General features: G+C 37.2%; 23 protein-coding genes. 16 read left to right on the top strand and 7 right to left on the bottom strand.

What is annotated here, in order from left to right:
• Window positions 1-7: 7 nt before the first annotated feature.
• From ACTQZM_RS01075 to ytpR, 4 genes are all read left to right on the top strand, one after another.
• Window positions 8-319 (top strand): thioredoxin family protein, encoded by a 312-nt coding sequence (locus ACTQZM_RS01075; RefSeq protein WP_016251466.1) that lies wholly within the window; start codon window positions 8-10, stop codon window positions 317-319.
• A 22-nt stretch (window positions 320-341) separates the two neighbouring features.
• Entirely contained in the window at window positions 342-785 is a 444-nt protein-coding gene (locus ACTQZM_RS01080; protein ID WP_441652623.1) for a universal stress protein, read from the top strand.
• A gap of 41 nt (window positions 786-826) precedes the next feature.
• Window positions 827-1,432, top strand: a complete 606-nt coding sequence (locus tag ACTQZM_RS01085) for a CadD family cadmium resistance transporter (RefSeq protein ID WP_441652660.1) — start codon at window positions 827-829, stop codon at window positions 1,430-1,432.
• A 78-nt stretch (window positions 1,433-1,510) separates the two neighbouring features.
• Entirely contained in the window at window positions 1,511-2,122 is a 612-nt protein-coding gene (gene ytpR, locus ACTQZM_RS01090) for a YtpR family tRNA-binding protein (protein ID WP_441652624.1), read from the top strand.
• A 194-nt stretch (window positions 2,123-2,316) separates the two neighbouring features.
• Here the strand turns inward: ytpR and ACTQZM_RS01095 are convergent, their stop codons facing one another.
• Window positions 2,317-2,487: a hypothetical protein gene (locus ACTQZM_RS01095; protein ID WP_016251470.1), complete on the bottom strand. Its 171-nt coding sequence runs from the start codon at window positions 2,485-2,487 to the stop codon at window positions 2,317-2,319.
• Window positions 2,488-2,489: 2 nt separating this feature from the next.
• Window positions 2,490-3,719 carry an MFS transporter gene (locus ACTQZM_RS01100; RefSeq protein ID WP_047242911.1) on the bottom strand — a complete coding sequence of 410 codons (1,230 nt, stop codon included), beginning with the start codon at window positions 3,717-3,719 and terminating at the stop codon, window positions 2,490-2,492.
• A 368-nt stretch (window positions 3,720-4,087) separates the two neighbouring features.
• Here ACTQZM_RS01100 and ACTQZM_RS01105 point away from each other — a divergent pair, with 368 nt between their 5' ends.
• On the top strand, window positions 4,088-4,744 hold the full coding sequence (locus ACTQZM_RS01105) for a Crp/Fnr family transcriptional regulator (protein WP_047242864.1): 657 nt from the start codon (window positions 4,088-4,090) through the stop codon (window positions 4,742-4,744).
• Between the two features lie 510 nt (window positions 4,745-5,254).
• Here the strand turns inward: ACTQZM_RS01105 and ACTQZM_RS01110 are convergent.
• On the bottom strand, window positions 5,255-6,502 hold the full coding sequence (locus tag ACTQZM_RS01110; protein ID WP_441652625.1) for a S1C family serine protease: 1,248 nt from the start codon (window positions 6,500-6,502) through the stop codon (window positions 5,255-5,257).
• Between the two features lie 457 nt (window positions 6,503-6,959).
• Here ACTQZM_RS01110 and rlmH point away from each other — a divergent pair, with 457 nt between their 5' ends.
• The 5 genes from rlmH (at window position 6,960) to ACTQZM_RS01135 (ending at window position 11,350) form a co-directional block, all read left to right on the top strand.
• Entirely contained in the window at window positions 6,960-7,439 is a 480-nt protein-coding gene (gene rlmH, locus ACTQZM_RS01115; RefSeq protein WP_016251475.1) for a 23S rRNA (pseudouridine(1915)-N(3))-methyltransferase RlmH, read from the top strand.
• A gap of 7 nt (window positions 7,440-7,446) precedes the next feature.
• On the top strand, window positions 7,447-8,145 hold the full coding sequence (locus ACTQZM_RS01120) for a hydrolase (RefSeq protein WP_047338837.1): 699 nt from the start codon (window positions 7,447-7,449) through the stop codon (window positions 8,143-8,145).
• A 147-nt stretch (window positions 8,146-8,292) separates the two neighbouring features.
• Window positions 8,293-9,471 (top strand): MalY/PatB family protein, encoded by a 1,179-nt coding sequence (locus ACTQZM_RS01125; RefSeq protein ID WP_441652626.1) that lies wholly within the window; start codon window positions 8,293-8,295, stop codon window positions 9,469-9,471.
• 26 nt (window positions 9,472-9,497) lie between these two features.
• On the top strand, window positions 9,498-10,598 hold the full coding sequence (locus tag ACTQZM_RS01130; protein WP_441652627.1) for an aminotransferase class I/II-fold pyridoxal phosphate-dependent enzyme: 1,101 nt from the start codon (window positions 9,498-9,500) through the stop codon (window positions 10,596-10,598).
• A 2-nt stretch (window positions 10,599-10,600) separates the two neighbouring features.
• A complete protein-coding gene (locus ACTQZM_RS01135; RefSeq protein ID WP_441652628.1) occupies window positions 10,601-11,350 on the top strand; it encodes an NADPH-dependent oxidoreductase in 750 nt (249 codons plus the stop codon).
• Window positions 11,351-11,704: 354 nt separating this feature from the next.
• Here the strand turns inward: ACTQZM_RS01135 and ACTQZM_RS01140 are convergent, their stop codons facing one another.
• The 4 genes from ACTQZM_RS01140 to ACTQZM_RS01155 all read right to left on the bottom strand — a co-directional run bounded on the left by ACTQZM_RS01140 (window position 11,705) and on the right by ACTQZM_RS01155 (window position 15,772).
• Window positions 11,705-12,691 (bottom strand): polyprenyl synthetase family protein, encoded by a 987-nt coding sequence (locus ACTQZM_RS01140; RefSeq protein ID WP_441652629.1) that lies wholly within the window; start codon window positions 12,689-12,691, stop codon window positions 11,705-11,707.
• Entirely contained in the window at window positions 12,692-13,273 is a 582-nt protein-coding gene (locus ACTQZM_RS01145) for a Gx transporter family protein (protein WP_441652630.1), read from the bottom strand.
• A 12-nt stretch (window positions 13,274-13,285) separates the two neighbouring features.
• Window positions 13,286-13,705: a NusG domain II-containing protein gene (locus ACTQZM_RS01150; RefSeq protein ID WP_113785136.1), complete on the bottom strand. Its 420-nt coding sequence runs from the start codon at window positions 13,703-13,705 to the stop codon at window positions 13,286-13,288.
• 120 nt (window positions 13,706-13,825) lie between these two features.
• Window positions 13,826-15,772: an NAD(P)/FAD-dependent oxidoreductase gene (locus ACTQZM_RS01155; protein ID WP_248624468.1), complete on the bottom strand. Its 1,947-nt coding sequence runs from the start codon at window positions 15,770-15,772 to the stop codon at window positions 13,826-13,828.
• Between the two features lie 269 nt (window positions 15,773-16,041).
• Here ACTQZM_RS01155 and pplA point away from each other — a divergent pair, with 269 nt between their 5' ends.
• From pplA to ACTQZM_RS01185, 6 genes are all read left to right on the top strand, one after another.
• Window positions 16,042-16,974 (top strand): FMN-binding protein, encoded by a 933-nt coding sequence (gene pplA, locus ACTQZM_RS01160; RefSeq protein ID WP_441652631.1) that lies wholly within the window; start codon window positions 16,042-16,044, stop codon window positions 16,972-16,974.
• A 219-nt stretch (window positions 16,975-17,193) separates the two neighbouring features.
• The gene (locus ACTQZM_RS01165) at window positions 17,194-18,225 is read left to right on the top strand and encodes an FAD:protein FMN transferase (protein ID WP_370684658.1); all 1,032 of its coding nucleotides are present in this window, start codon (window positions 17,194-17,196) and stop codon (window positions 18,223-18,225) included.
• Between the two features lie 18 nt (window positions 18,226-18,243).
• On the top strand, window positions 18,244-19,188 hold the full coding sequence (menA, locus tag ACTQZM_RS01170; protein ID WP_441652632.1) for a 1,4-dihydroxy-2-naphthoate polyprenyltransferase: 945 nt from the start codon (window positions 18,244-18,246) through the stop codon (window positions 19,186-19,188).
• Window positions 19,189-19,343: 155 nt separating this feature from the next.
• On the top strand, window positions 19,344-20,858 hold the full coding sequence (locus tag ACTQZM_RS01175; protein ID WP_441652633.1) for a metal ABC transporter solute-binding protein, Zn/Mn family: 1,515 nt from the start codon (window positions 19,344-19,346) through the stop codon (window positions 20,856-20,858).
• 68 nt (window positions 20,859-20,926) lie between these two features.
• Complete coding sequence (locus ACTQZM_RS01180; protein WP_016251488.1) at window positions 20,927-21,640, top strand: gamma-glutamyl-gamma-aminobutyrate hydrolase family protein; 714 nt, start codon at window positions 20,927-20,929, stop codon at window positions 21,638-21,640.
• Window positions 21,641-21,736: 96 nt separating this feature from the next.
• Entirely contained in the window at window positions 21,737-23,008 is a 1,272-nt protein-coding gene (locus ACTQZM_RS01185; protein WP_243198077.1) for an O-acetylhomoserine aminocarboxypropyltransferase/cysteine synthase family protein, read from the top strand.
• The last annotated feature ends 143 nt before the right edge of the window (window positions 23,009-23,151 follow it).

A 23,151-nucleotide genomic window follows, 5' to 3' on the forward strand; every position in this document is an offset into this window, starting at 1 on the left:
AAAATAGATGATTATTCCAAAAAGTTTAGAAGAATTAGCAACTTATGTGGAAAAGGGCAAAAACGTCTTTTTCTTTACAGCAGATTGGTGCGGAGATTGTCGCTTTATCAAACCCGCCATGCCTGAAATTGAAGCGGATTTTCCTGCCTATCAATTTATTCAAGTTGATCGCGATGAATTTATTGATGTGGCAAGTAAATGGAATATTTTTGGCATTCCTAGTTTTGTCGTGATTGAAGATGGCAAAGAATTAGGTCGTCTGGTTAATAAAAATCGCAAAACCAAAGCAGAAATTGAGGATTTTTTAGCTAATCTATAAGGATTGAAAGTAGGGATGGCAGGTGCAAGAATATCGCTGTATCTTAGTTGGGATTGATGGATCGCCGCAAGCATTTCGGGCCTTTGAAAAAGCAGTATCCATAGCCAAACGCAATGAAGCTTTGTTATTAGCTGTGCATGTGATTGATCAACAACTACCTAAAATGCTGGAATTTGCGCCATTAAATGAAGATATTTTGGCTAAAGAAGAAGCTAAAGCGGTAAATTTATTGCGTGAGTGTGAAGATTATGCGCAATTTCAGCACTTTGCACCTGTCAAATCCCTTGTTTATCGCGGCTCGCCACGCTTGACATTGGCCCATCAACTAGTTGAAACTTATCAGGTAGATTTAATTGTTGTTGGCCAATCAGGATTGCACGCTCTTGAAAAATTAATGTTAGGAAGTGTCGCTAGCTATCTTGTGCGTGAGGCGAGTTGTGACTGTTTAGTTGTCCCATTTGAGTAAAATAACGGGACATGTCATTACTTAATGAAATGTAGGTGAAAATTTTGTCTTTTATACTTACCTCTAGTGTCTTGTATTGGTCGACTGCCTTAGATTTGTTAGTCATCTTGATGCTGATTAATAATCGCTATTCAAGTAAAAGGCAGGCCCAAAAAATTGCTGCGGGTCAATTTATTGGTTCAAATGGTCTAATTGCTGTCAGTTTATTTTTAGCTTTTGTGCTGCATTTTGTACCCCAACATTGGATCTTAGGCTTTTTAGGCTTGATTCCACTGGGTTTTGGGTTGAAATATTTATTTTTGGGCGATGATGATGAAGAAAAAGTTGAAGCAACCTTGTCGACGCGTAAAGATAAAAATTTATTATGGACGGTCGCTTTGATTGCCTTTGCTTCTTGTGGGGCGGATAATATTGGTTTATTTACGCCTTATTTTTTAACTTTATCATCAGCCAAAGTCATCGGAACTTTAGTCATTTTTGAATTAAATATTATCCTTTTGATTATTTTAGGAAAAGCATTCGCCCAATTATCTTTTGTGAGTGAATTTTTAGAACATTTTGGTCGCTGGGTCATGGCGGCAGTTTATATTGGCCTTGGTATCATGATTATCATTGAATCAGGTACGTGGGCACATTTTTTTGGCTAGGTGGAAGTTGCGTCTTTACGCCTAGCTTTTTCTTTGATAAGATAGCCTATGTGTATGAAAAGTAAAGGAGAAAAGAGAATGATTTTTGCTTATAATAAAGCGCATGTCGGTGACTGTTTGATGGTTATCTGCGCAAATGATAAAAATATGGAACAAACGGTAGAAAGAAAAGGCAATGTCGCCCAAATTAAAACAGTGGATGGCACCATTGTGGGTTATAATTTCTTTGAAGTTTCTACTTATTTATCTTTAACGGCTCAAGGTCAAGTGAAATTAACACAAGAGCAAGTGGACGTATTAAATGAAGAATTACAAAAATCTGGCTTTGCGGAACGTTTAACTTATGATGCTAGTCCAAAATTTATGGTTGGATTTGTGAAAGAATGCGTGCCACATCCTGATAGTGATCATTTATCTATTACACAAATTGATTTTGACGGCAAACACGAAAGCCTACAAATTGTTTGTGGTGCACCTAATATTCGCAAAAACTTAAAAGTCGTGGTAGCTCTACCAGGTGCGATGATGCCAGATGGAATGATGATTTGGCCGGGTGAATTACGTGGTGAAAAGAGCTTTGGTATGATTTGTTCAGCCCGCGAACTTCAATTACCAAATGCCCCAATGAAACGTGGGATTTTAGAATTAGGACCAGATGCAGTTGTTGGTTCAGAATTTGTATTAGCATAATCACAAAAAAGAAGTGGCCCGATACTTTGGACCACTTCTTTTTTCTGAGCGAACCTTATTGACGGTGTTCGGCAGCTAGACATTGTGAAATTCGCCCTCCCACTTGCGAAAATCTCCTTTCATCCGATTTTCGCAGTGGGAGGTAAGCACACGAATTTCTTCGAGGCTTTCCGAGCTGCCCCACAACCTTATCCTTATCCTATTATATTGTCGTTTTGGATGGCTCTTCTAATGGCGCTTAGGTAGTTTTCTTCTTCGGATTGGCGTTGTTCTTCACGGTCAGCTAGGTTTTCTAAGCGTTCGTTGGTTTCATCTAGTTTTCTAAGTAATTGGACGATTAATGTTTGTAAATCATTGTTATTCATAATTAAGCACCTTTACTTTCTGTTGAGATTTCGATGATTTTATTGTCAGCATATTTTGGTCTGTAGAATAATTTATAAAGGACGGCACAAACAATTGGTAAAAGACCTGAAACAAAGTATAGTTGTGGGAAATTCAAGAATTGATGAAGTTCACCTAAAATATAAGGTCCTACGCCAAGTCCTAAATCTAAGCCGATAAAGTAAGTTGATAAAGCAATTCCAATATGATGGCCATCACAAGTTTTAAGACATACAGCTTGGCCATTTGACATGAATGTACCATAGCCTAACCCAACTAATGCACCAGAGAATAATAATAACCAGCTAGAATTTGTAATACTTAGTGAAAATAAGCCAAGTGTTAAGAATAAGTAGCTAGGATACATGACATAATTTTCACCTTTGGCATCAAAAATACGACCGGTCATTGGACGAGTAGCAGTAATCACTAAAGCATAGACAACAAAGAAAAATGAACTTGCGGCAACTAAATGGATTTCCTTTGCATAAGAAGAAAGGAAAGATAAGACACAAGAATAAGCAACACCCATAATAAAGGCGATTCCTGAAATAAAGCCAACTTTCTTTTCAAGGAAGGTATTTAGTTTCCAAGATTCCAACATTTCGCGATGTTCTTTGGTGATTTGGATGTTTTTAACAGGAAAGACAAAACAAGCAATTGAAGTAAGTAAAATAAGTACAATTGAGAAAATAATAATAAAATAAAAGCTTGTATTGTTAAGTAAAATCATTCCGATAAATGGACCAATGGCAGCGGCTAAACTCGTACTTAAACCATAGTAGTTAATCCCTTCACCATGTTTTGATTCTGGGATATAAGCTGTAACAATCGCATTCGTAGCTGTTGAAACGGTGCCATAACCAAAACCATTTAATAAACGTACTAGGTATAAAATTTGAATGCTTGGAATATAAAGATAAGCAATCGTCGTTAATAAATAAAACAGTGCACCATAACGTAAGACAGCTTTACGACCAATTAGTTCTAGTTTTTTACCCATAAATAGTCGTGCTAATAAAGTACCGATGATGTAAATACCAGAAGCAAGTCCGGCTTGACCTAGAGTTGCTTGTAATTGATCTTGGGCAATTACGGCGATAATCACCATTAATAGGTAATACACCAGATACACGACGAAGTTAATTAGGGTAATACTGATAAACCCTTTGTTAAATAGTTTGTCTACTGAATTTTCCACGAGATTTCTCATTCTCCTTTTTTCATTTTTTTGAAAATAGATTGTGAATAAATAATCATTCTATTTTCATTTTTTAAAAGTGAATAAGCCCCGAGATGCGTTTGAATATTGGATGTTTCATGTAAAAAGAAATTGATAGAAGGTCATAAAAATCAAGGGAAAAACGCACCTCAGTGGGATTATCAATCACTTGTGAGCCTACTATACACGCATTTGATAAACAAAAAATGCGACTTTGCTATAAAAAATTGTAAAAAACATTTAAATTTCACAAAGAATATATACAAATGTTGTTGAGTTTTGCGGTATAATCAGTTTAATAAAGAATGAAAGTTTTTCTGAAAGTAAATGAAAAAGCGAATTGAGTGGGGGAGTTTTTGATGGATGACCAAATATTGCAAAAGTATTTAAACAAGGGAAATTTTCCTGTTGTAGTAAAGGAAAAGAAAAAGTATTTAATGTATGAAGGCATTCAGGATCGCTATGTTTATATTTTAAAAGATGGAATCATTAAAACCTCCGTCATTTCTAGAGATGGTCGCGAGTTTAATTTACGCTACATTACAGGGCTAGAAATCGTATCACTGTTGAAAGATGAGTATTCACAGTTTATTGATTCACCGTTTAATATTCGGATTGAATCGGAAAAGGCAGAATTATATCAAATCGACCGGGTGCAGTTTTGGAAAGATGTTAATGAGAGTGAAGAATTACAGCTTTATGTGAAGGATTATTACCGAGTACGTCTGCTTTATGCGATGAAAAAATTGCAACAAATGCTGATGAATGGTAAATTTGGCGCAGTTTGCACGCAATTATATGATTTATATGAAAGCTTTGGTGTGGAAACTTCTGAAGGGATTTTAATTGATTTTGTGGTCACCAATGAAGAAATCGCGCATTTTTGTGGCATTGCTTCAGCTAGCAGTGTCAACCGTATGATGCAGCAGTTGAAAGATTCGGGTGCTATTGAGATGCGCAAACGAAAAATATTGATAAAAGACCTTGAAGCAATAAAAGAGAATATTATTTTCTAAAAAAATCGGAAATAGCCACTTGATTGGGCCATTTCCGATTTTGTATTTTGTTTAAGATTCCCTTTCAACTCTAGCTGCTTGTAGCTGATCGACCCTTCTCACAACCTTTATTTGACGGTGTTCGAAGGGTAGCTACATCGCATCTAAGCCGGCCTGTCTAGGAAAATCTTTAAACTTGATGGATTTTCCTGCCATTCCGGACAAACTTAGCTTTCTCGGTATCAATCAACTAAATACTCGGAAAATTCACCCTCCTGCTTAAGAAAATCTCCTTTCATCCGATTTTCTTAGCAGTAGGTAACACATGAATTTTCTCGTATTTGACCAAGTTGATTGATAACCTTTTGCTTGTAGCTGATCGACCCTTCTCACAACCTTATTAGACGGTGTAAATCGACTAGCTACTTCGGCGTATAAGCCACCCCATCTGGGAAAGTCTTTACTTTTAGGACTTTCCCGATGTGTTGGACAATCTTATCCGCTCGTAGCTGACCAAGTCGATTTACAACCTTATTCATTAATTGATTGGTCGACGGTAAGGTGTACGGTGGTTGTCTTTTTGTCATTGCCACGATAGTAAGTCACTTTAATGCTGTCACCGACTTGTTTTTTATAAAGAGCGGCTCGTAATGCAGTGCCATCATTGACCTTTTCACCATCAATTTCAGTAATGACATCATATTGTTTCAAGCCAGCTTTTTCTGCAGGCGTTGCACTATTGACTTGAGCAAGCACGACCCCTTCATTTAATGAGGTAGGTACTTTTAAGATGTTCGTTTTTTGTTGATCAGATAAAGCATTCAAATCAACCGTTCTAACCCCTAAAGCAGGACGAGTCACTTTCCCACTTTGTTCTAGCTGGTTAATAATATTGACGACATCATTACTTGGAATTGCAAAGCCCATACCTTCAACACTTACACCAGAGCTTGAGGTTGAAGTGGTAGCAATTTTACTTGAGTTAATTCCGATAACTTGACCGGCGATATTAATTAATGGACCACCAGAGTTACCAGGGTTAATGGCTGCATCAGTTTGGATGGCATTGATATTGACTTCTTGGCCGGAATCATTTTCACTCACGACCTGACGATTTAAAGAAGAAACAATTCCTTCAGTCACTGAGTTGGCATAATCAGTTCCTAATGGTGATCCGATGGCGATGGCAGGTTCACCAACTTTTATACTATCTGAATCGCCAAAAGTAGCAACCGTTGAAACTTTATCGCTAGCAATCTTGATTACCGCTAAGTCAGTATAGCTGTCCGTACCAACTAATTCAGCATCGACTTTGGTACCGTCTGCTAGTAAGACTTGTAACGCATTTTGACCTTCAACCACGTGATTATTTGTCACAATATAAGCATATTTACCTTCTTTTTTATAAATGACACCACTACCTTCACTGGCTGTTTCCAAAGTGCCGCTATTTTGACTGCTGCTATTTCCTTGTTGGGCACCAAAGAAATCTTCTAAGCTGCCCATGCCTTGTGTGTTTTGATTTTGTAAATTAATGATGGAAACGACCGCGCCTTGTACTTTAGAGACAGCTTTCGTGACATCACTTTCGACATTATATTTCACATTTTGGACTTTAGTTGCTGTTTGTGCACTTTGAATGCCTGTTGAGCTAGTCGAATTGTTCATGCCAGTGACAGCATACAAGCCGCCAAAAGCAAGGGCACCACCAATCACACCGCTACAAATGCCGATACCAAATCTTTTCATAATTGTATTTGAATTTTTTCTACTACTCATAAATTTTTTCCTCCTCTGACTTAAGTTGTTCTATCTCCCAACGTTAAGTATGTTTCATTTATTTACGTTTTTATGTATTCCTTATTTACAATCCTATCTTAGCGCGAAGTTATGAAAAAAATATGAAGAGGATAGGGTAAAAAGTTTGTAAATTTTTGAAGAATTTTCTTAATATTCATTTTACTGGATTCACAATTTGTGGACAAGGTTTGAGGATAAAAATTTTGAAGTTATCCACAATTCTGTGGGAAATGTGCAAAAAATAGATAAAACAGATGTTCGTGCTAAAAAATGGTTGATTTAAGTATTTATTACCACAATGGTGTGGATAATTCTGTGCATAATGTGGATAAAGCTGTGGAAAAATAGTGGATAACTTTTTTTGCTTTTCTGATTAGTCAAAAAGAATAAAAATAGTTATAATAGTTTTGAATAGATTAAATGAAAGGATTATGTAATGAATATCAAAATTATTGGTGTCGGTAAATTAAAGGAGAAGTATTTAGTGCAGGCGATGCAAGAATATCTCAAACGTCTACAAGCCTATGCAAAAGTGGAAGTCATTGAGCTAGCGGATGAAAAAGCGCCGGAAAATTTAAGCGAAACGCAAATGATGCAAATTAAAGATAAAGAAGGCGAACGAATCTTAGCTAAAATTAAAGATCAAGAATATGTGATTGCCTTAGCGATAGAAGGAAAAAATCCAAGTAGTGAAGCTTTTGCCCAAAAAATCGAAAATCTAGGTATTCAAGGGAAAAGTCAACTTGTCTTTGTCATAGGAGGTTCACTTGGATTGTCGCCAGCCGTGATGCAACGAAGCAATGCACAGATTTCTTTTGGTAAGATGACTTTTCCTCATCAATTAATGCGGGTCATGCTGACAGAACAAATCTATCGCGCCTTTCGTATTATTCATAACCAACCCTATCATAAATGAGGTGAAAATGTTGACAAATAGAGAAGACAAACAAGCCAAACAAATGCCTGAATTATTTTCTGAATTGCGTCAAAGTGTGGTGCATTTACCTAAAGTCATTCGCAACGCATCAGGAATTAGTATTTACGGCAAAAGAATCAAGAGTATTATTTACACGATGGACGTTGCTTTGATTGCCAATAATGATGCGGATGCGATTTTGGCTGTCTATCCATGGACGCCCAATACTAGAATATTATCCGCCATCTCCCAAGTTGCGCAGGTACCTATTTTCGCAGGAATTGGTGGAGGCCTAACTTCGGGTAAACGCTCAGCTAGATTAGGAACTTTTGCGGAAGAACATGGCGCTTATGGTGTGGTGCTAAATGGGCCGACCTCAGTTGAAACCATTGAAGCCGTTAATGATACAGTGGATATCCCAATTATTTATACTGTGGTTAATGATAAAAGAGATTTAGGAAAGTTAATTGAAGCGGGTGTGGATATCTTTAATGTGGCTGGTGGTAAAGATACTGCAAAACTGGTTCGTTGGATTCGTGAAAGCTACCCTACTTTTCCGATTATGGCATCTGGTGGTAAGACTGACGAGCAAATTATGGAAACCATTAATGCAGGGGCCAATGCGATTACCGTTACTGCTTACGGTCAAACGGAAAAATACTTCCAAAGCAAAATGGAAGAATATCGCCAAAAAACGGAAGACTAATGTTGAAAACCATTCTTTGAGCTTAACTGTAGCTTGAAGAATGGTTTTTTCGCGATAAATATTTTCTATCAAGCCATATCATTGAAAGCCATGAAAAGCTTGAGTATACTAGTATTAATCGATAAATCAATAGAACGGAGTGAAAAGATGGACCAACAAACATTTATTCATGAATATGCCAGAGAAAGAAAAAACACCAATTCCTTAAAATGGGATGCCCTTGAAGAACGCTTTGGGGATGCGGATTTATTGCCTTTATGGGTAGCGGATATGGAATTTGCGACACCTAAAGCAGTAACAGATGCTTTAACAAAACGAATTGCCCATGGTATTTTTGGTTATTCCGGGGTAGATAAGGAGTACTTTAATACTTATTTAGGTTGGCAAGCACGCCATGAAAATACCCCTTTTAAAGAAGAATGGCTACAATTTTCAACAGGAGTCGTACAAGCCATTTATGATTTAGTCGATTGTTTTACCGAAAAAGGAGAAGCTGTGATGATTCAACGTCCAGTATACTATCCTTTTAGTAATGCCATCAAAGACAAACAACGTAAATTAATCAATAGTCCACTGAAAAATGTAGACGGCCATTATGAAATGGATTTAGCTGATTTTGAGGCCAAAGTAGTTGCGGAAAAAGTGAAATTATTTATTCTATGTTCGCCACATAATCCTGTAGGTCGTGTATGGCGTGAAGAAGAATTAGCGGCTGTATTAACCATTTGTCAAAAATATGGGGTCTTAGTGATTGCCGATGAAATTCATAGTGATTTTATGATGCCTGGACAAACCTTTACTTCAGCTATTTCTGTGAATGAAGGGGCCTTTTTAGATCATCTCATTGTACTAAATGCGCCTTCTAAGACCTTTAACTTAGCGAGCCTATTAAATTCACATATCTGGATTCCAAATGAAGCATTACGTAAACAATATCGTGCTTATGCCAAAGTAAATCGCCAAACAGAATCTAGCTTAATTGGTCAAGTGGCAGCCCAAGCAGCATATGCAAATGGGGATGAATGGTTAGCAGCACTGATTGATGTCATTTATCATAATTATCAATATATCAAAACAAATCTTGAAGCAGCAGTGCCAAGTGTAAAAGTAGGTGAGTTACAAGGGACTTATCTATTGTGGATTGATTTATCACAAGCATTAAATGGTCGTACTACTAAAGAAGTGGTTCAAGATCAAGCGAAGTTAGCTGTTGATTTTGGGGATTGGTTTGCCCACGATACCAAAGACTTTATTCGCTTTAATTTAGCAACCACACCCGCAAATATCAAACAAGCGGTAGATCAATTAATCGCAGCATTGAAATAATAAAAAGGACAGGGGTAATCACAACTATGGGAGAAAATATTGAAACATTTTTAGCACAATTAGGTAATCGTATAGACGAGCAAACTGGAGCTGTCAGTGCACCAATTCATTTATCAACGACTTATTCTCATCCAAAATTCGGGCATAGTACGGGTTTTGATTATACCAGAACGAAAAATCCTACTCGTGCTATTTTAGAAGAAGGATTAGCCAAGTTAGAAGAAGGGGCCCAAGCGATTGTCACTTCATCCGGTATGAGTGCCATTCAATTGGTTTTCCAACTTTTTCCAGCAGGCAGCGCATTTTTAGTTTCGCGTGATCTTTATGGCGGTTCGTATCGCTATTTTAAAGAAATCGAACGTCAAGGCATTGCAAAGTTTCTTTATTTTGATACAGAGGAAGAATTAGCAGCGCAAATCACCGAGAATATTAGCGCCGTCTTTATCGAAACACCAACCAATCCGTTAATGCGTGAAGTAAGTATCAAGCGTGTAGCAGAGATTGCTAAGTCAAAAGGAGCCTTAACCATTGTCGATAATACTTTTTTAACGCCATTACGTCAAAAGCCATTAACCCAAGGAGCAGATTTAGTCGTACATTCAGCGACTAAATTCTTAGCTGGGCATAATGATATCTTAGCGGGTGTGGTAGTTGCCAAAACGCAAGAACTCGGCGAACGTTTATTATATTTGGTGAATACAACCGGTCCGACTTTAGCTGCCTTTGATTGTTGGTTATTTATCCGTAGTTTGAAAACCTTACCTTTACGCTTTAATCAGCAAGAAAAGAATGCTAAAATAGTTGTTGAAGCTTTGCAAAATCATCCTGCAGTCAAAGAAGTCTTCTATCCAGGTGTGGGTGCAATGGTGAGTTTTAAAATCGCTGATGAAAGCAAAGTCGGTCCGTTTTTAGAGCAGCTAAAATTATTTACCTATGCGGAAAGTTTAGGTGGGGTAGAGAGTCTGATCACTTATCCAACGACGCAAACCCATGCCGACATTCCTGAAGCAGAACGTCTTGCTTATGGTTTAACGCCAGACTTATTGCGTTTATCAATTGGTATTGAAGACGCCCATGATTTAGCAGCTGATTTAACACAAGGTTTAAGTATAGTGACGAGGAAGTGATTATGGTGAATCAAACCATTGAACATCAATTGAATCATCGAAGTATCCGTAAATTTAAATCAGAAAATCTCTCAGATGAACAAATCAAGACTTTATTGGAAGTTGCGCGCCAAACATCGACAAGTAATTTCTTCCAACAATTTAGTGTGCTGCATATCACGGATGAGACCAAGCGTGAACAAATTCGTCATATTAGTAAGCAACCGTATGTCGGCTTAAATGGCGAATTATTTATCTTTATTGCAGATTTATATCGTAATCAACAAATTCGTTTGCAAAAAGGGGAAGATGATGGGCGCTTGCATTCCACTGATGTCTTTTTCCAAGCGATGCAAGATGCGACTTTAGCCATTCAAAATATGATGAACGCAGTCGAAAGTATGGGGCTTGGTGCAGTACTTTTAGGTAGTATCAATAATCAACCTAAAGAGCTAATTAAAGTGTTGGATTTACCTAAAATGACTTATCCAGTTCTAGGGATTCAAGTGGGGATTCCTGATCAAGAACCACAATTAAAACCAAGATTACCATTAGATAAAATCGTTTTTGAAAATGAATATCCTAAAGACTTTCAATTAAGTGACTTAAAAGAATATGATGAGGTCGTGCAAACTTACTATGATTTACGTAATGCGAACCAAAGAATTGATTCCTTTACCAATCAAATCGCCGGTAGCAAATTGCAAGAAAGCATTATCGGCCGCGATGACATCATGGAAGTCTTACACAGCCAAGGACTATGTTGGAGATAATAAAAGGTTGTAAATCGACTTGGTCAGCTACGAGCGGATAAGTTCTGTCCACCACGTCGGGAAAGTCCGAAAAGTAAAGACTTTCCCAGACGAGGTGGCTTATACGCCGAAGTAGCTAGTCGATTTACACCGTCAAAAAAGGATGTGAGGCAGCTTGGAAAGCCTAGAAGAAATTGCAGTGCTTACCTACCGCTGAGAAAATCGGATGAAAGGAGATTTTCTCAAGCGGGAGGGCGAATTTCACAATGTCTAGCTGCCGAACACAGATTAATAAAAGGTTGTAAATCGACTCGATCAGCCACGAGCACAAAAAAGCCAGGCCTCTCTGAATGATGAGAGGCCTGGCTTTTTTACTTAATTTTCGCGCGTTAAAATAGCCTTAGTTAGATGCGCTAAATTTTCTTTGGTTTGTACTTGATTATCAGGTAGCTTTGCAATGCCTTTTAGTGCTTTATCCGTATATTTAGCAGCTAAATCTTGAGCTTTTTGAATCGCATTTGTTTGGTGCACAATATCAAAAACCGCTTGGGCATCTTCATGCGACATAGCTCCTTTTTTACTTAAATAAGGCAATAATGCTTGTTTATTTTCCTTTAGCGCATAGATTAAAGGCAAGGAATAAACACCTTGACGTACATCTTCTAAAACAGGTTTACCAATTCCTTCAGGCGTTTTCGTATAGTCTAAAATATCATCAATAATTTGGAAAGCTAAGCCAATATTTAGCCCAATTTCGCTACATTTTTTACTGAAAGCTTCACTACAACCACTTTCTAAAGCACCAATGCCACAGCTTAGGGCAAAAAGTTCAGCCGTTTTTCCAGAAATATTTTCTAAATAATCATCAATCGTGACATCAATTTGATAGCGATCATTCATTTGACCTAATTCACCATCAAGAATTTTTTCCATACTGCGTGAATTTAACTGTAAACTGCGCATGGATTGGGTATAGTCAGCTAATAATTTAAAACAACTGATAAGAAGATAATCACCAGCATAAACAGCAGTCGAATTATCAAATTGTTTGCGAATAGTTGGCAGTTTGCGACGGATATCAGCTTCATCAATAATATCGTCATGGATGAGAGTCGCAGTATGTAGCATTTCGATGGCTGCGGCTAGACAAATGGCTTTTTTACGATCTTGTTCTGTGCCAAATTGTGAGAAAAGTAGTTGATAAGCCGGTCTTAATAGTTTACCGCCAGAATGAATCATATCTAATACTGCTTTTTCGACAGCTTTATTTTTTAATTTCACGGATTGTTCCATCAGTTCAATGGTCTGATTTAATTCAGGAACTAATTGTGGATAATTTTGCCACATGGGATGTAATTTCATCTAAATCAAATCCTTTCCAATTAATTGATTTGACCAATTTTGTTGTGTTTGTCGATCACGCTCCATTTGAAATCTTTGCAAGGTTCGCACGTGCATAAATAAATAATTCGCACAGACACCAATGGCAATCCCTGAAAGAATCCCTAAAAAGGAAAGCACTGGTAGATAGAGCATGACGGTCCAGGATTGTGCAATAAGGGAGGCTGTTACAAGTTGGCCCACATTATGCATAAAACCTCCTGTGGCGCTAATGCCAATGATGCTGACTCTCTTTGGCCCAAGAGATTTGACAAGCATCATGCCGATATAGCTGAGTACCGCTCCAGAAAAACTATATAGAAAAGTCGAAACTGTACCACCAAGTAAGGTTGATAAGCAAAGTCTTAAGCCAATCAATGTGATCGTTTCGCGTTTGGATAAGGTAAAAATAGCGATAATCGTAATGAGATTGGCCAGTCCCATTTTCGCTCCTGGTGCAAAACCAAAAGGATAGGGAATCATATTTTCAATGAGTCCAATCACTAAAGCTTGAGCCACAAGTAAAGAGATATAGACCATCGTTTTTAGTTTTGATTGTACCATAAGTAAAGGCAGCTAGTAAATGACGCTACCAGATTCACTCCCATCTGAGGACTGGATTTCGATAACTAATTTATGAGGTAAACAGACGATGGTTTCCCCCGGTTTTTTAATCCAGCCACGCTTCACACAGATTTGATCGCCGCAATTGGCTTCTTTCATCCGTATTTGATTACGATTCACTTCAATAATATTATAATCCCCATCTTTATCTTCATAACGATAGGTGTAGTGTTGTCCATTTTCACTTAAATCAAAAGTTTTGACTTGTTTCCCATCTACTTTAACAATGGCTTGATAAGTGACTTCATTGATTTTAGATTGATAGATACTAAAAATGAGAATTGGAATAAAAGAGAGAATCACCAAACTTATGAGAATAATAAAATCCCAACGCTTCATGCGGCTCTTTTTAAAAAATGTTTTGAAATCCACAAAATATCTCCTTTAATCATCTGTTTAATAGGCGAACTAAAAGTTTAATTCGTCTATTAAACAGAAGGAAAACTGAAACAGCTTGTCTCAGTTTTCCTAAAAAGATTTATCTTTTAGTGCTTAGTATCTCGATTTGACATCGCCATACCACCAGTGCCCTAGTTTACGTTGTAACCAAGGAACTACCCAGTGATCAAGACCAAAGGCACGACCAGAACCGTTCATCAAGGCAATAGCAACTGGAATAAACCAAATATTTACCCAGAAGAACATACCTGATAGACAGAAGGCCACGACTAAGGCTACGGTTGTCGCACTCGCTAACCAAGTGAATAGACCGACGATTAAGGCTAGAGCAATACCAATTTCTACGATAGTCATGAATTTTTGGAAGAATAAAGCAACTTCTTTATTAGGCATCATAAATTTCATGATACTTTCGAACCATTTTGGCATGTGATCTAACACTTGCATTGGTTGTTCGCCGTAAGCATAACTAAATCCAAAGTGAGCAGCTTGAGTCGCAGCTTCACCACCACCACTTGCAGCAGCGCCACTAGCAGCACTTGTCGCTTCAGCAGCACCAGATCCTCCTGCAGCAGCTGAGGCACCAGTTGTTGCAGCTTGTTCTTGCAACCAAGGGAATGGGAAGACGATGTGATCAGTAAACCATGAACCTTCACCAAACCAAGTACTTGGTTGGAATAGATGACCATTATCACCTAAAACTTTCTTCATAGATTCGATTAACCACATGAATCCGTAGAAGATACGTAATGGCACGCTCCATAAAACATTACCGTAACGAGATGAGTGACCACGCATAATATTTCTTTCATCTTTAATATGGAAGAATTCATGCATGATGTATTGGAACATATAATATCCAGAACGAATGTCAAAGAAGTATTTCAAGTTTACCACGTGTTTCATAAACATCGCGAAGAAGCCAGATAATTTAATCTTACCAAATAGGTTAGCTACCCCGTAACGAGAACCAATTGAAACCATGAAGCCTTGGTAGTTACTCTTGAATGGGTGTTTTTCGCCACCTTTAATAGATGCGATAACATTTTCTGCCGCACAGTGCGCAGTTTGTTCAGCTGCTTGTACGATTTGAGGTGTTGGTTTACCAGGAGTTTCTTCATAGTAAACTAAGTCCCCGATAATATAGATGTTTTTATCTTCGTAGCCTTTTGCTTGCATGTATTGGTTTGCTACTAAACGGTTGGCACGTGCTTTTTCAATACCGAAGTCAGCTGCATCAGAAGTCGCTTTAACTCCAGCAGTCCAGATTAAAGTATGTGTTGGGATAGTGCTACCATCTTTTAAGACGATATGATCTTTAGCTACTTCAACGATTGGTGATTCTGTTAAAATTTCAACACCATGTTTTTTCATGTAGCGTTCAGCCTTAGCCGCACCACCACGGTCTAACATGTTTAAGATAGTTGGCATTGCTTCAACAACTTTAAGTGTGAAATCATCTTTACTTAGCTTGAAGTCTTTAGCTAAGCGATCACGCCAGTCCATTAATTCACCGACCATTTCAATACCGGTAAATCCAGAACCACAGACCACGAAAGTTAACATTGCTTTACGTTTTTCAGCATCTGGTTCGATTGCTGCTTTTTCAACAATGTCTTCAATGTGTTTTCTGATCTTCAAAGCATCTTCAAATGACCAAAGTGTAAAACCGTTTTCTTTAACACCAGGTGTACCAAAGTCGTTTGGTTCGCCACCCATACCGATGATTAAGTGGTCAAATGGATATTCTCCCATTTTTGTTTGAACAACTTTGTTTTCTTTGTCGATACCAGTAACAGTGTCTGTCACAATTTCAACATTTTTGTTGTGGCAGAATAAACGTTGTAGGTCGTATTGGATAGCTGTAGGTTCTACACGACCACCAGCCACTTCATGCAATTCAGTCATCATTGTATGGTAAGAATGACGATCGATTAAAGTGATTTGTGTGTCTGTACCTTTTAGCTTTTTAGATAAAAGTTTTGTAGCAGCTACACCAGAATAACCGGCACCTATAACAATTACTTTTTCTTTTGCCATAAGTAAATTCGCTCCTTGAATAATAATAGTATAAATTGATCATTGCATAATCTACTATATTATATAAGAATTTATAAAATTTGTCTAACTTCTGAACTGTTTTTTCACAGATTTTGAATAAGACGATTAGAATTCTGTGAAAAGTAAAAGAATTTGGAAAAATACCAATGATAGCGGTTGACAAATTCGATTAATGTTATAGAATAAGAGTGTAAACAAACGATTTCACAATTTCGTTTGTGAAAAAAGTAGTAAAGGGGAACTTTGCAATGAAAATGAAGAAAATTTTAACAGGTTTCACAACGCTAGCTTTATCTACCTTATTGTTAGCAGCTTGTGGAGGAAACGACAAGAAAGACACAGCATCATCAACTGCGTCTTCTTCAAGTGTGGCAAAATCATCCAGCTCAAAAGAAGAAGCTAAAGAAGTTAAGAAAGTCGCTGGTGCAGATTTACAAGACGGTACATACAAACTTGAAGAAAAGAACTATGAACATGGTTACCGTACAGTATTTTCTATCACAGTTAAAGATGGCAAAATCACTGAATCTAACTATGACAATGTAAATGAAAAAGGCGAATCTAAAACAAAAGACGCTGACTACAATAAAAATATGAAAGCTAAATCTGGTACTGATCCAGAAACTTATACTCCTCAATTAAACAAAGAATTAGTTGAAGGACAAAATGCTAATGTAGCTGTTGTAACTGGAGCCACTCATTCATCAGAAAGCTTCAAGAACTATGCACAACAATTAATCCAAGCTGCTCAAGCTGGTAAAACTGATACAATCGAAATCGACAATGGTGCCGCTTTGAAAGATGGTACTTACACTTTAGAAGAAAAGAACTACTCTCATAACTACCGTGTTGTATTCTCAATCACTGTTAAAGATGGTAAATTAACTGAATCTAAATATGATTACGTTGATAAAGATGGTAAATCTAAACAAGATGATGAAGAATACAATAAATCAATGCAAGAAAAATCAGGTACAGCTCCTAAGACTTACATTCCTCAATTGAATGAAGAATTAGTGAAAGCTATGAGTGGAGAAGAACCTTCAGTAAATAACGTAGAAGTAGTTACTGGTGCTACTCACAGTTCTGACAGCTTCAAGATTTATGCAGCTCAATTAATCAACGCTGCTCAAAAAGGCGATACTGCTAAAATTGAAGTGGACAACATCGTCACTGAATAATTTTGTTTCATAAAATCACACGAGATGGAACGGTGTTTAATCATCGCTCCATCTTTTTTTTATTTAATATAACTAGCTAGAAATATATAACTTTTGTCTTCAATGGCGTTAAATAATATGACTCTAAGGAAAAAATTTATTGGCTAAACAAACTTTCTGCGCTATGATAAAAAGGCATAGAAAATGAGTAAGGAGGATTTTATGAAAAATAGAATCATAATGCTAGTGATGGTCTTAGGGACTATCTTGCTTGCGGGCTGTCAAAAACAAGCAGCTGCACCTAAAATTAATGAGACACCTTATTCGGATAATCAATTTTTAATCGGTACATATGTCAATATCCGAATTTATGATGATGGTAAAGAAGATGTCTTACCCCTGGCCTTTAAAAAAGTAAAGAGCTTGGGAGATAAAGTGACTGTTAATCAAAAAGGCTCAGAAATTGATGAAGTCAACGCTCAAGCAGGCATTAAACCAGTGAAAGTCACGAGTGATGTCTATCGTTTGGCCAAAAAAGCGTATCAAATCAGTGAAGAATCTCATGGTGGTTTTGATATGGCGATTGGGCCGATTACGCAGTTATGGCATATCGGCTTTCCTGATGCTAGAAAACCAAGTCAGGCAGAAATTGATGCAGCACTCAAATTAGTAGACTACAAAAAAGTCAAGTTAAATGACCAAAAACAAACAATCTACTTGGAAGAAAAAGGCATGGCACTTGATTTAGGTGCAATTGCTAAAGGTTTCATTGCTGATGAAGTCGTGAAATTATTGAAAAAACATGGGGTGACTACAGCGATTGTTGACTTAGGGGGAAATGTCTACGTCTTAGGGAAGAGCCCGCGTGGCAAGGATACTCCTTGGACGGTGGGTATTCAAGATCCTAACCAAGCCCGTAATGTGACAGTTGGATCAGTCTTAGCAAGTAATCAGACTTTGGTTACATCAGGTATTTATGAACGCTATCTTGAAGTTGATGGGGTGAAGTATCATCATTTATTCAACCCTAAAACTGGCTATCCGTTTGATAATGATATTGCGGGTGTAACGATTATTACGAAATATTCGATTGATGGCGATGGCTTATCTACAGCAGTCTTTTCAATGGGTGTTCAAAAAGGCTTGAAATTTGTGAATAAGCAAAAAGGAGTCGAAGCGATTTTCGTCACTAAAGATGATAAAATCTATTTAAGTAAAGGTGTGCCATCCTTTGAATTAAATAAGGAATCCGGCTATACAATGGCTAAATAAATAGAATCGAGGAAAAAAATGTCTGTAAAAACTTTTTTGGATTTGGTCGAAATTAAAACGAAATTGGCTAGTTTAACGCCTTTTGTTATCGGTGTACTATTTACGTTAAGTTACTTTAATGAATTTCATGTAGGCAACACCATTATCTTTTTTATTGGTATGCTATGTTTTGATATGGCGACCACAGCGATTAATAATTATATGGATTTCAGAAAAGCAAAATCTGAGGAGTATAAATATACGGAAAATGTTGTTGGTCGTGAACATATTCCAGAAAAATTAGTGCAACAAATCATATTTGGATTAATTTTTGTTGCTTTTTTAGTTGGTATGTATTTATCGTTTAAAACGGGTTGGTTGCTTTTAGTGATGGGCTGTTTGTGCTGCTTTATCGGTGTCTTTTATACATTCGGCCCAGTGCCACTTTCTCGTATGCCTTTAGGTGAGTTGTTTAGTGGGGTAACCATGGGTTTAGGAATTTTTGCGATGGTTATATACATCAATATTTATCAAAGCAAAGTTCTCTGGCTCAATTTAAGTTTGAAAACAGGACAGTTTGCCTTAACTGGTAATCTATGGACAGTATTGGCGGTAATTTGGGCGTCCATTCCGATGATTTGTACGATTGCTAATATTATGTTAGCCAATAATTTATGTGATTTAGACCAAGATATTGAAAATCATCGCTATACTTTGCCTTATTATATTGGTCGTCAAAATGGGGTTTTCCTATTTAATATTTTAATGTATTTATGTTTTATTACGTTGACGATTGGTTTATTTTTGGGGCTATATCATTGGACGATTCTTTTTATTTGGGCGATATTTCCAATAATCCGTAATAACTTACGAATTTTTTCAAAAAAACAAATCAAACGCGAAACCTTCAGTATTTCTATTAAAAATTTAATCGTCTTTAATGGTGCATATGCGCTTTGTTTATTGCTAGGCCTATTCTTTTAATAACTATGATGAAGTCTCTACAAAAAGAGGCTTCTTTTTTTATCCAATAAAATGAAGAGGAAAAATATTTCAAACAGGCTATTGACAGGCCCAAAAATTTTTGTTAATTTATAAAACGTAACAGTTACGATTTATAAAAAGAAATGAGGAATATGATGAAAAAGAAAGTTTTATTATTATGTGTTGCTTGTGCGAGCATCTTATTAACAGCTTGTCAAAAACAACCTGAATCAAATAGTAAAAAACCAACCATTATGACAACTATTTATCCTGTGTATGAGTTTACCAAGGAAATTGTAGGCGATAAAGCAAATGTAGAATTACTGATTCCAGCAGGAACGGAACCACATGATTTTGAACCATCTGCCAAAGATATTGCCAAAATACAACAAAGCCAAACAATGGTCTATGATGATCCAAATATGGAAACTTGGGTGGGAAAAGTAAAGTCTAGTTTAACGGATGATAAAGTGAATTTTATCCAGTCTACTAAGGATATGGTTTTATTACCTGGTGGTGAGGAAGAAGAGCATGATCATGATCATGGTGCAGACGGACACCATCATGAATTTGACCCGCATGTTTGGTTAGCTCCTAGCCTAGCCAAAAAGCAAGTACAAACCATTACCAAAGAATTAAGCAAACAATATCCAAAACTGCAGAAAAAGTTTGCAACCAATAGTCAAAAATATTTAGCTAAATTAACGCAATTAGATCAAGAATATCAAAAACAACTGGGTCAATTACCGCAAAAACATTTTGTGACCCAGCATAGTGCTTTTCAATATTTAGCTGTTGAATATGGATTAAAACAAATTCCCATTGCAGGCATCAACCCAGAAGAAGAGCCTAGTGCAAGCAAATTAGCTGAACTGAAAAAACTGGTAAAACAATATGAAGTCCAAACGATCTTTTTTGAAGAAAATGCCCAGGATAAAATTGCTCGTACCTTAGCCAAAGAAGCTAATGTGAAGTTAGCGGTCTTAAATCCATTAGAAGGACTGACTAATTCACAAATTAAAAAAGGCGAAAACTATCTAACCGTGATGCGCCAAAACTTGCAAGCTTTGGTGAAAGCTGGTAGTAAGCAACCATCCATGAAACAAGAAAATACACAGGCTAAACCAAAAACAGTCTATAATGGTTACTTTGAAGATGACCAAATCAAAAATCGTACTTTAAAAGACTGGCAAGGTACCTGGCAGTCTGTCTATCCATTAGTCGCTAAAGGTGAATTAGATCAAGTGTTTCATTACAAAGCCAAATTAAATCCTGGAAAATCTGAGGAAGCTTATCGTAGCTATTACGAAAAAGGTTATCGTACGAATGTCAAACAAATAGAGATTCAAGGAGATACTTTCACCTTTACGTTTGATGATGGAACCAAACAAAGCAGTGACTATCGCTATGTGGGGTATAAAGTCTTAAACTACGAGGCAGGCAATCGGGGCGTCAGATATCTTTTTGAGGCTAAAGATTTACAAACCAAAGCCTTTAAATATTTACAATTTAGTGATCATGCTATTTCACCACAAAAAGCTGGCCATTTCCACTTATATTTTGGTAACGAGTCTCAAGAAGCCTTACTAAATGAATTAGAAAACTGGCCGACTTATTACCCAAGCCAACTGTCAGCGCATGAAATTGCCCAAGAGATGGTTGCTCATTAACCATAGCCGTAGACAAAGCAAAGAGAATAGAGTAGAATGAAGGCAAAATTTTACAGGATGTGATTGTAATGCGCCCTTTCATTGGACTAATTCCTTTATATGATGAAAAGTTAGAAAGTATTTGGATGTTACCCGAGTATCAAAAATTAATTGAGCAAGCAGGCGGGATTCCAGTCGTTTTACCTTTGACTGCGGATGAAGCAACCCTCAATCAATTATATGAGCAGCTAGATGGTTTACTTTTAACCGGTGGCCATGATGTCAATCCCACACTTTATGGGGAAGAAAAACGTCCCGAATGCCAAGTGTTATGTGAAATACGCGACAAGATGGAGATTTCGCTAATAAAGTTATTTTTAAAAACAGACAAACCTATTTTCGGGATTTGCCGCGGCTTACAAATTTTAAATGTGTATTTTGGCGGCTCATTGTATCAAGATATTCCAACGCAATTTGCAACTGATTTGGTGCATAGTATGCCAAAACCATATGATCAAGGCATCCATCAAGTGACCCTTTATGCCGATACGCCTTTATATGAGTTATTGCAAACAGGAGAATTAAGTGTCAATAGCCGCCATCATCAAGCGATAAAAGACTTAGCACCTGATTTAGTCGCGATGGCTCAGGCAACAGATGGCCTAATAGAAGCCGTTTATCATCCGGATTATCTTTTCGTTTGGGCTGTTCAGTGGCATCCGGAGCATATGTATCAATCAACCGTAAGTAAACAATTGGCACAGAAATTTATCCAAGCCTGTCGTGATAGAAAAAAACTATAGATACTAGATATTGCGTTGACATTTTGAATCGTTGTGCTATGATTTAATCAAATTCTAATAATTTTTAGTAAATTTACATTTTTTGGAGGGATTTTCATGACACAACGCTTCGAAACCATTCAATTACACGGAGGACATACCGTCGATAAAGAAACAGGAAGTCGGGCCGTACCGATTTATCAAACAACTTCTTATGTATTTGAAAATGCTGAACAAGCCGCGGCCCGCTTTGCTTTAGAAGAAGGCGGAAATATTTATACGCGAATTACCAACCCAACGACTAGTATTTTAGAAGAACGACTTGCTTTATTAGAAGGTGGTGTGGGCGCTTTAGCCACAGCATCAGGTTCAAGTGCGATTAGCTATGCGATTCAAAATATTGCTAGCAGTGGCGATCATGTCGTATCAGCGAGTACCCTTTATGGCGGGACCTATAACTTATTTGCCAATACCTTACCTGAATTTGGCATTACTACTACTTTTGTCAATGCTGAAAATCTTGATGAAGTGAAAGCTGCCATTCAAGAAAATACCAAAGCTTTATTTATCGAATCACTTGGTAATCCAGATATCAATGTGTTAGATGTGGAAGCGTTAAGTCAAATTGCGCATGAAGCAGGGATTCCATTAATTGTGGATAATACTTTTGCAACACCTTATCTATTTAGACCATTTGAACATGGCGCAGATATTACCGTTTACTCCACTACTAAATATATTGGTGGTCATGGCGTTTCCTTAGGTGGGGCGATCGTTGATTCTGGAAACTTTGACTGGACGAATGGCAAATTTGCGAAATTAGTCGATCCAGATCCTAGTTACCATGGTGTTTCTTGGACGCAAGCAGCCGGAAATGCCGCTTATATCACCCGTGCTAGAACGATTTTATTACGTGACTTTGGCGCAGCGATTTCACCATTTAATGCTTGGACTTTACTACTAGGTATCGAAACGTTATCACTAAGAATGGAACGTCATGTCGAAAATGCACAACGAATTGCTGAGTTTTTAGAAAATCATCCAAAAGTTGCTTGGGTTCATTATCCAACCTTAAAGAGTAGCCCATATTATGATTTGGCACAAAAATATTTCCCTAAAGGTACGAGCTCAGTCTTTTCATTTGGACTAAAAGCCGGGAAAGAAGCCAGTCAAAAACTATGTGGTTCAACGAAAATCTTCTCATTATTAGCAAATGTGGGCGATGCAAAATCATTAATTATCCATCCAGCTTCTACCACCCACTCCCAATTAAATGAAGAAGACTTGAAAGCAGCAGGTATCCAACCAGAAACCATTCGTATCTCTGTGGGTATCGAAAATGTAGAAGACTTAATTGAAGATTTAACGCAAGCCTTAGAACAAATTTAAGCAAATGATTATTATCCTTAAGCATTTGGCCGAAATTGGTCGAATGTTTAAGGATTTTTTTTATTTGTAAAACGCATTTTGAACTTTTTTGCGAATTTAATAAGTAGAGGCCTCTATTCATTCTTTCAAGTTAAGGGAAAGGA

The organism is Enterococcus cecorum (assembly GCF_052119425.1).
In the GTDB taxonomy this organism is placed as follows: domain Bacteria; phylum Bacillota; class Bacilli; order Lactobacillales; family Enterococcaceae; genus Enterococcus_E; species Enterococcus_E cecorum_C.

What these genes read in the sequence shown, in the direction of transcription:
- rlmH (WP_016251475.1), top strand. Translation starts at nt 6,960, where the DNA reads ATGAATATCAAAATTATTGGTGTCGGTAAATTAAAGGAGAAGTATTTA.
- ACTQZM_RS01145 (WP_441652630.1), bottom strand. Translation starts at nt 13,273, where the DNA reads ATGGTACAATCAAAACTAAAAACGATGGTCTATATCTCTTTACTTGTG.
- pplA (WP_441652631.1), top strand. Translation starts at nt 16,042, where the DNA reads ATGAAAATGAAGAAAATTTTAACAGGTTTCACAACGCTAGCTTTATCT.
- ACTQZM_RS01165 (WP_370684658.1), top strand. Translation starts at nt 17,194, where the DNA reads ATGCTAGTGATGGTCTTAGGGACTATCTTGCTTGCGGGCTGTCAAAAA.
- ACTQZM_RS01140 (WP_441652629.1), bottom strand. Translation starts at nt 12,691, where the DNA reads ATGAAATTACATCCCATGTGGCAAAATTATCCACAATTAGTTCCTGAA.
- ACTQZM_RS01175 (WP_441652633.1), top strand. Translation starts at nt 19,344, where the DNA reads ATGAAAAAGAAAGTTTTATTATTATGTGTTGCTTGTGCGAGCATCTTA.
- ACTQZM_RS01130 (WP_441652627.1), top strand. Translation starts at nt 9,498, where the DNA reads ATGGGAGAAAATATTGAAACATTTTTAGCACAATTAGGTAATCGTATA.
- menA (WP_441652632.1), top strand. Translation starts at nt 18,244, where the DNA reads ATGTCTGTAAAAACTTTTTTGGATTTGGTCGAAATTAAAACGAAATTG.
- ACTQZM_RS01180 (WP_016251488.1), top strand. Translation starts at nt 20,927, where the DNA reads ATGCGCCCTTTCATTGGACTAATTCCTTTATATGATGAAAAGTTAGAA.
- ACTQZM_RS01100 (WP_047242911.1), bottom strand. Translation starts at nt 3,719, where the DNA reads ATGAGAAATCTCGTGGAAAATTCAGTAGACAAACTATTTAACAAAGGG.
- ACTQZM_RS01155 (WP_248624468.1), bottom strand. Translation starts at nt 15,772, where the DNA reads ATGGCAAAAGAAAAAGTAATTGTTATAGGTGCCGGTTATTCTGGTGTA.
- ACTQZM_RS01120 (WP_047338837.1), top strand. Translation starts at nt 7,447, where the DNA reads ATGTTGACAAATAGAGAAGACAAACAAGCCAAACAAATGCCTGAATTA.
- ACTQZM_RS01135 (WP_441652628.1), top strand. Translation starts at nt 10,601, where the DNA reads ATGGTGAATCAAACCATTGAACATCAATTGAATCATCGAAGTATCCGT.
- ACTQZM_RS01095 (WP_016251470.1), bottom strand. Translation starts at nt 2,487, where the DNA reads ATGAATAACAATGATTTACAAACATTAATCGTCCAATTACTTAGAAAA.
- ACTQZM_RS01110 (WP_441652625.1), bottom strand. Translation starts at nt 6,502, where the DNA reads ATGAGTAGTAGAAAAAATTCAAATACAATTATGAAAAGATTTGGTATC.
- ACTQZM_RS01075 (WP_016251466.1), top strand. Translation starts at nt 8, where the DNA reads ATGATTATTCCAAAAAGTTTAGAAGAATTAGCAACTTATGTGGAAAAG.
- ytpR (WP_441652624.1), top strand. Translation starts at nt 1,511, where the DNA reads ATGATTTTTGCTTATAATAAAGCGCATGTCGGTGACTGTTTGATGGTT.
- ACTQZM_RS01125 (WP_441652626.1), top strand. Translation starts at nt 8,293, where the DNA reads ATGGACCAACAAACATTTATTCATGAATATGCCAGAGAAAGAAAAAAC.
- ACTQZM_RS01105 (WP_047242864.1), top strand. Translation starts at nt 4,088, where the DNA reads ATGGATGACCAAATATTGCAAAAGTATTTAAACAAGGGAAATTTTCCT.
- ACTQZM_RS01185 (WP_243198077.1), top strand. Translation starts at nt 21,737, where the DNA reads ATGACACAACGCTTCGAAACCATTCAATTACACGGAGGACATACCGTC.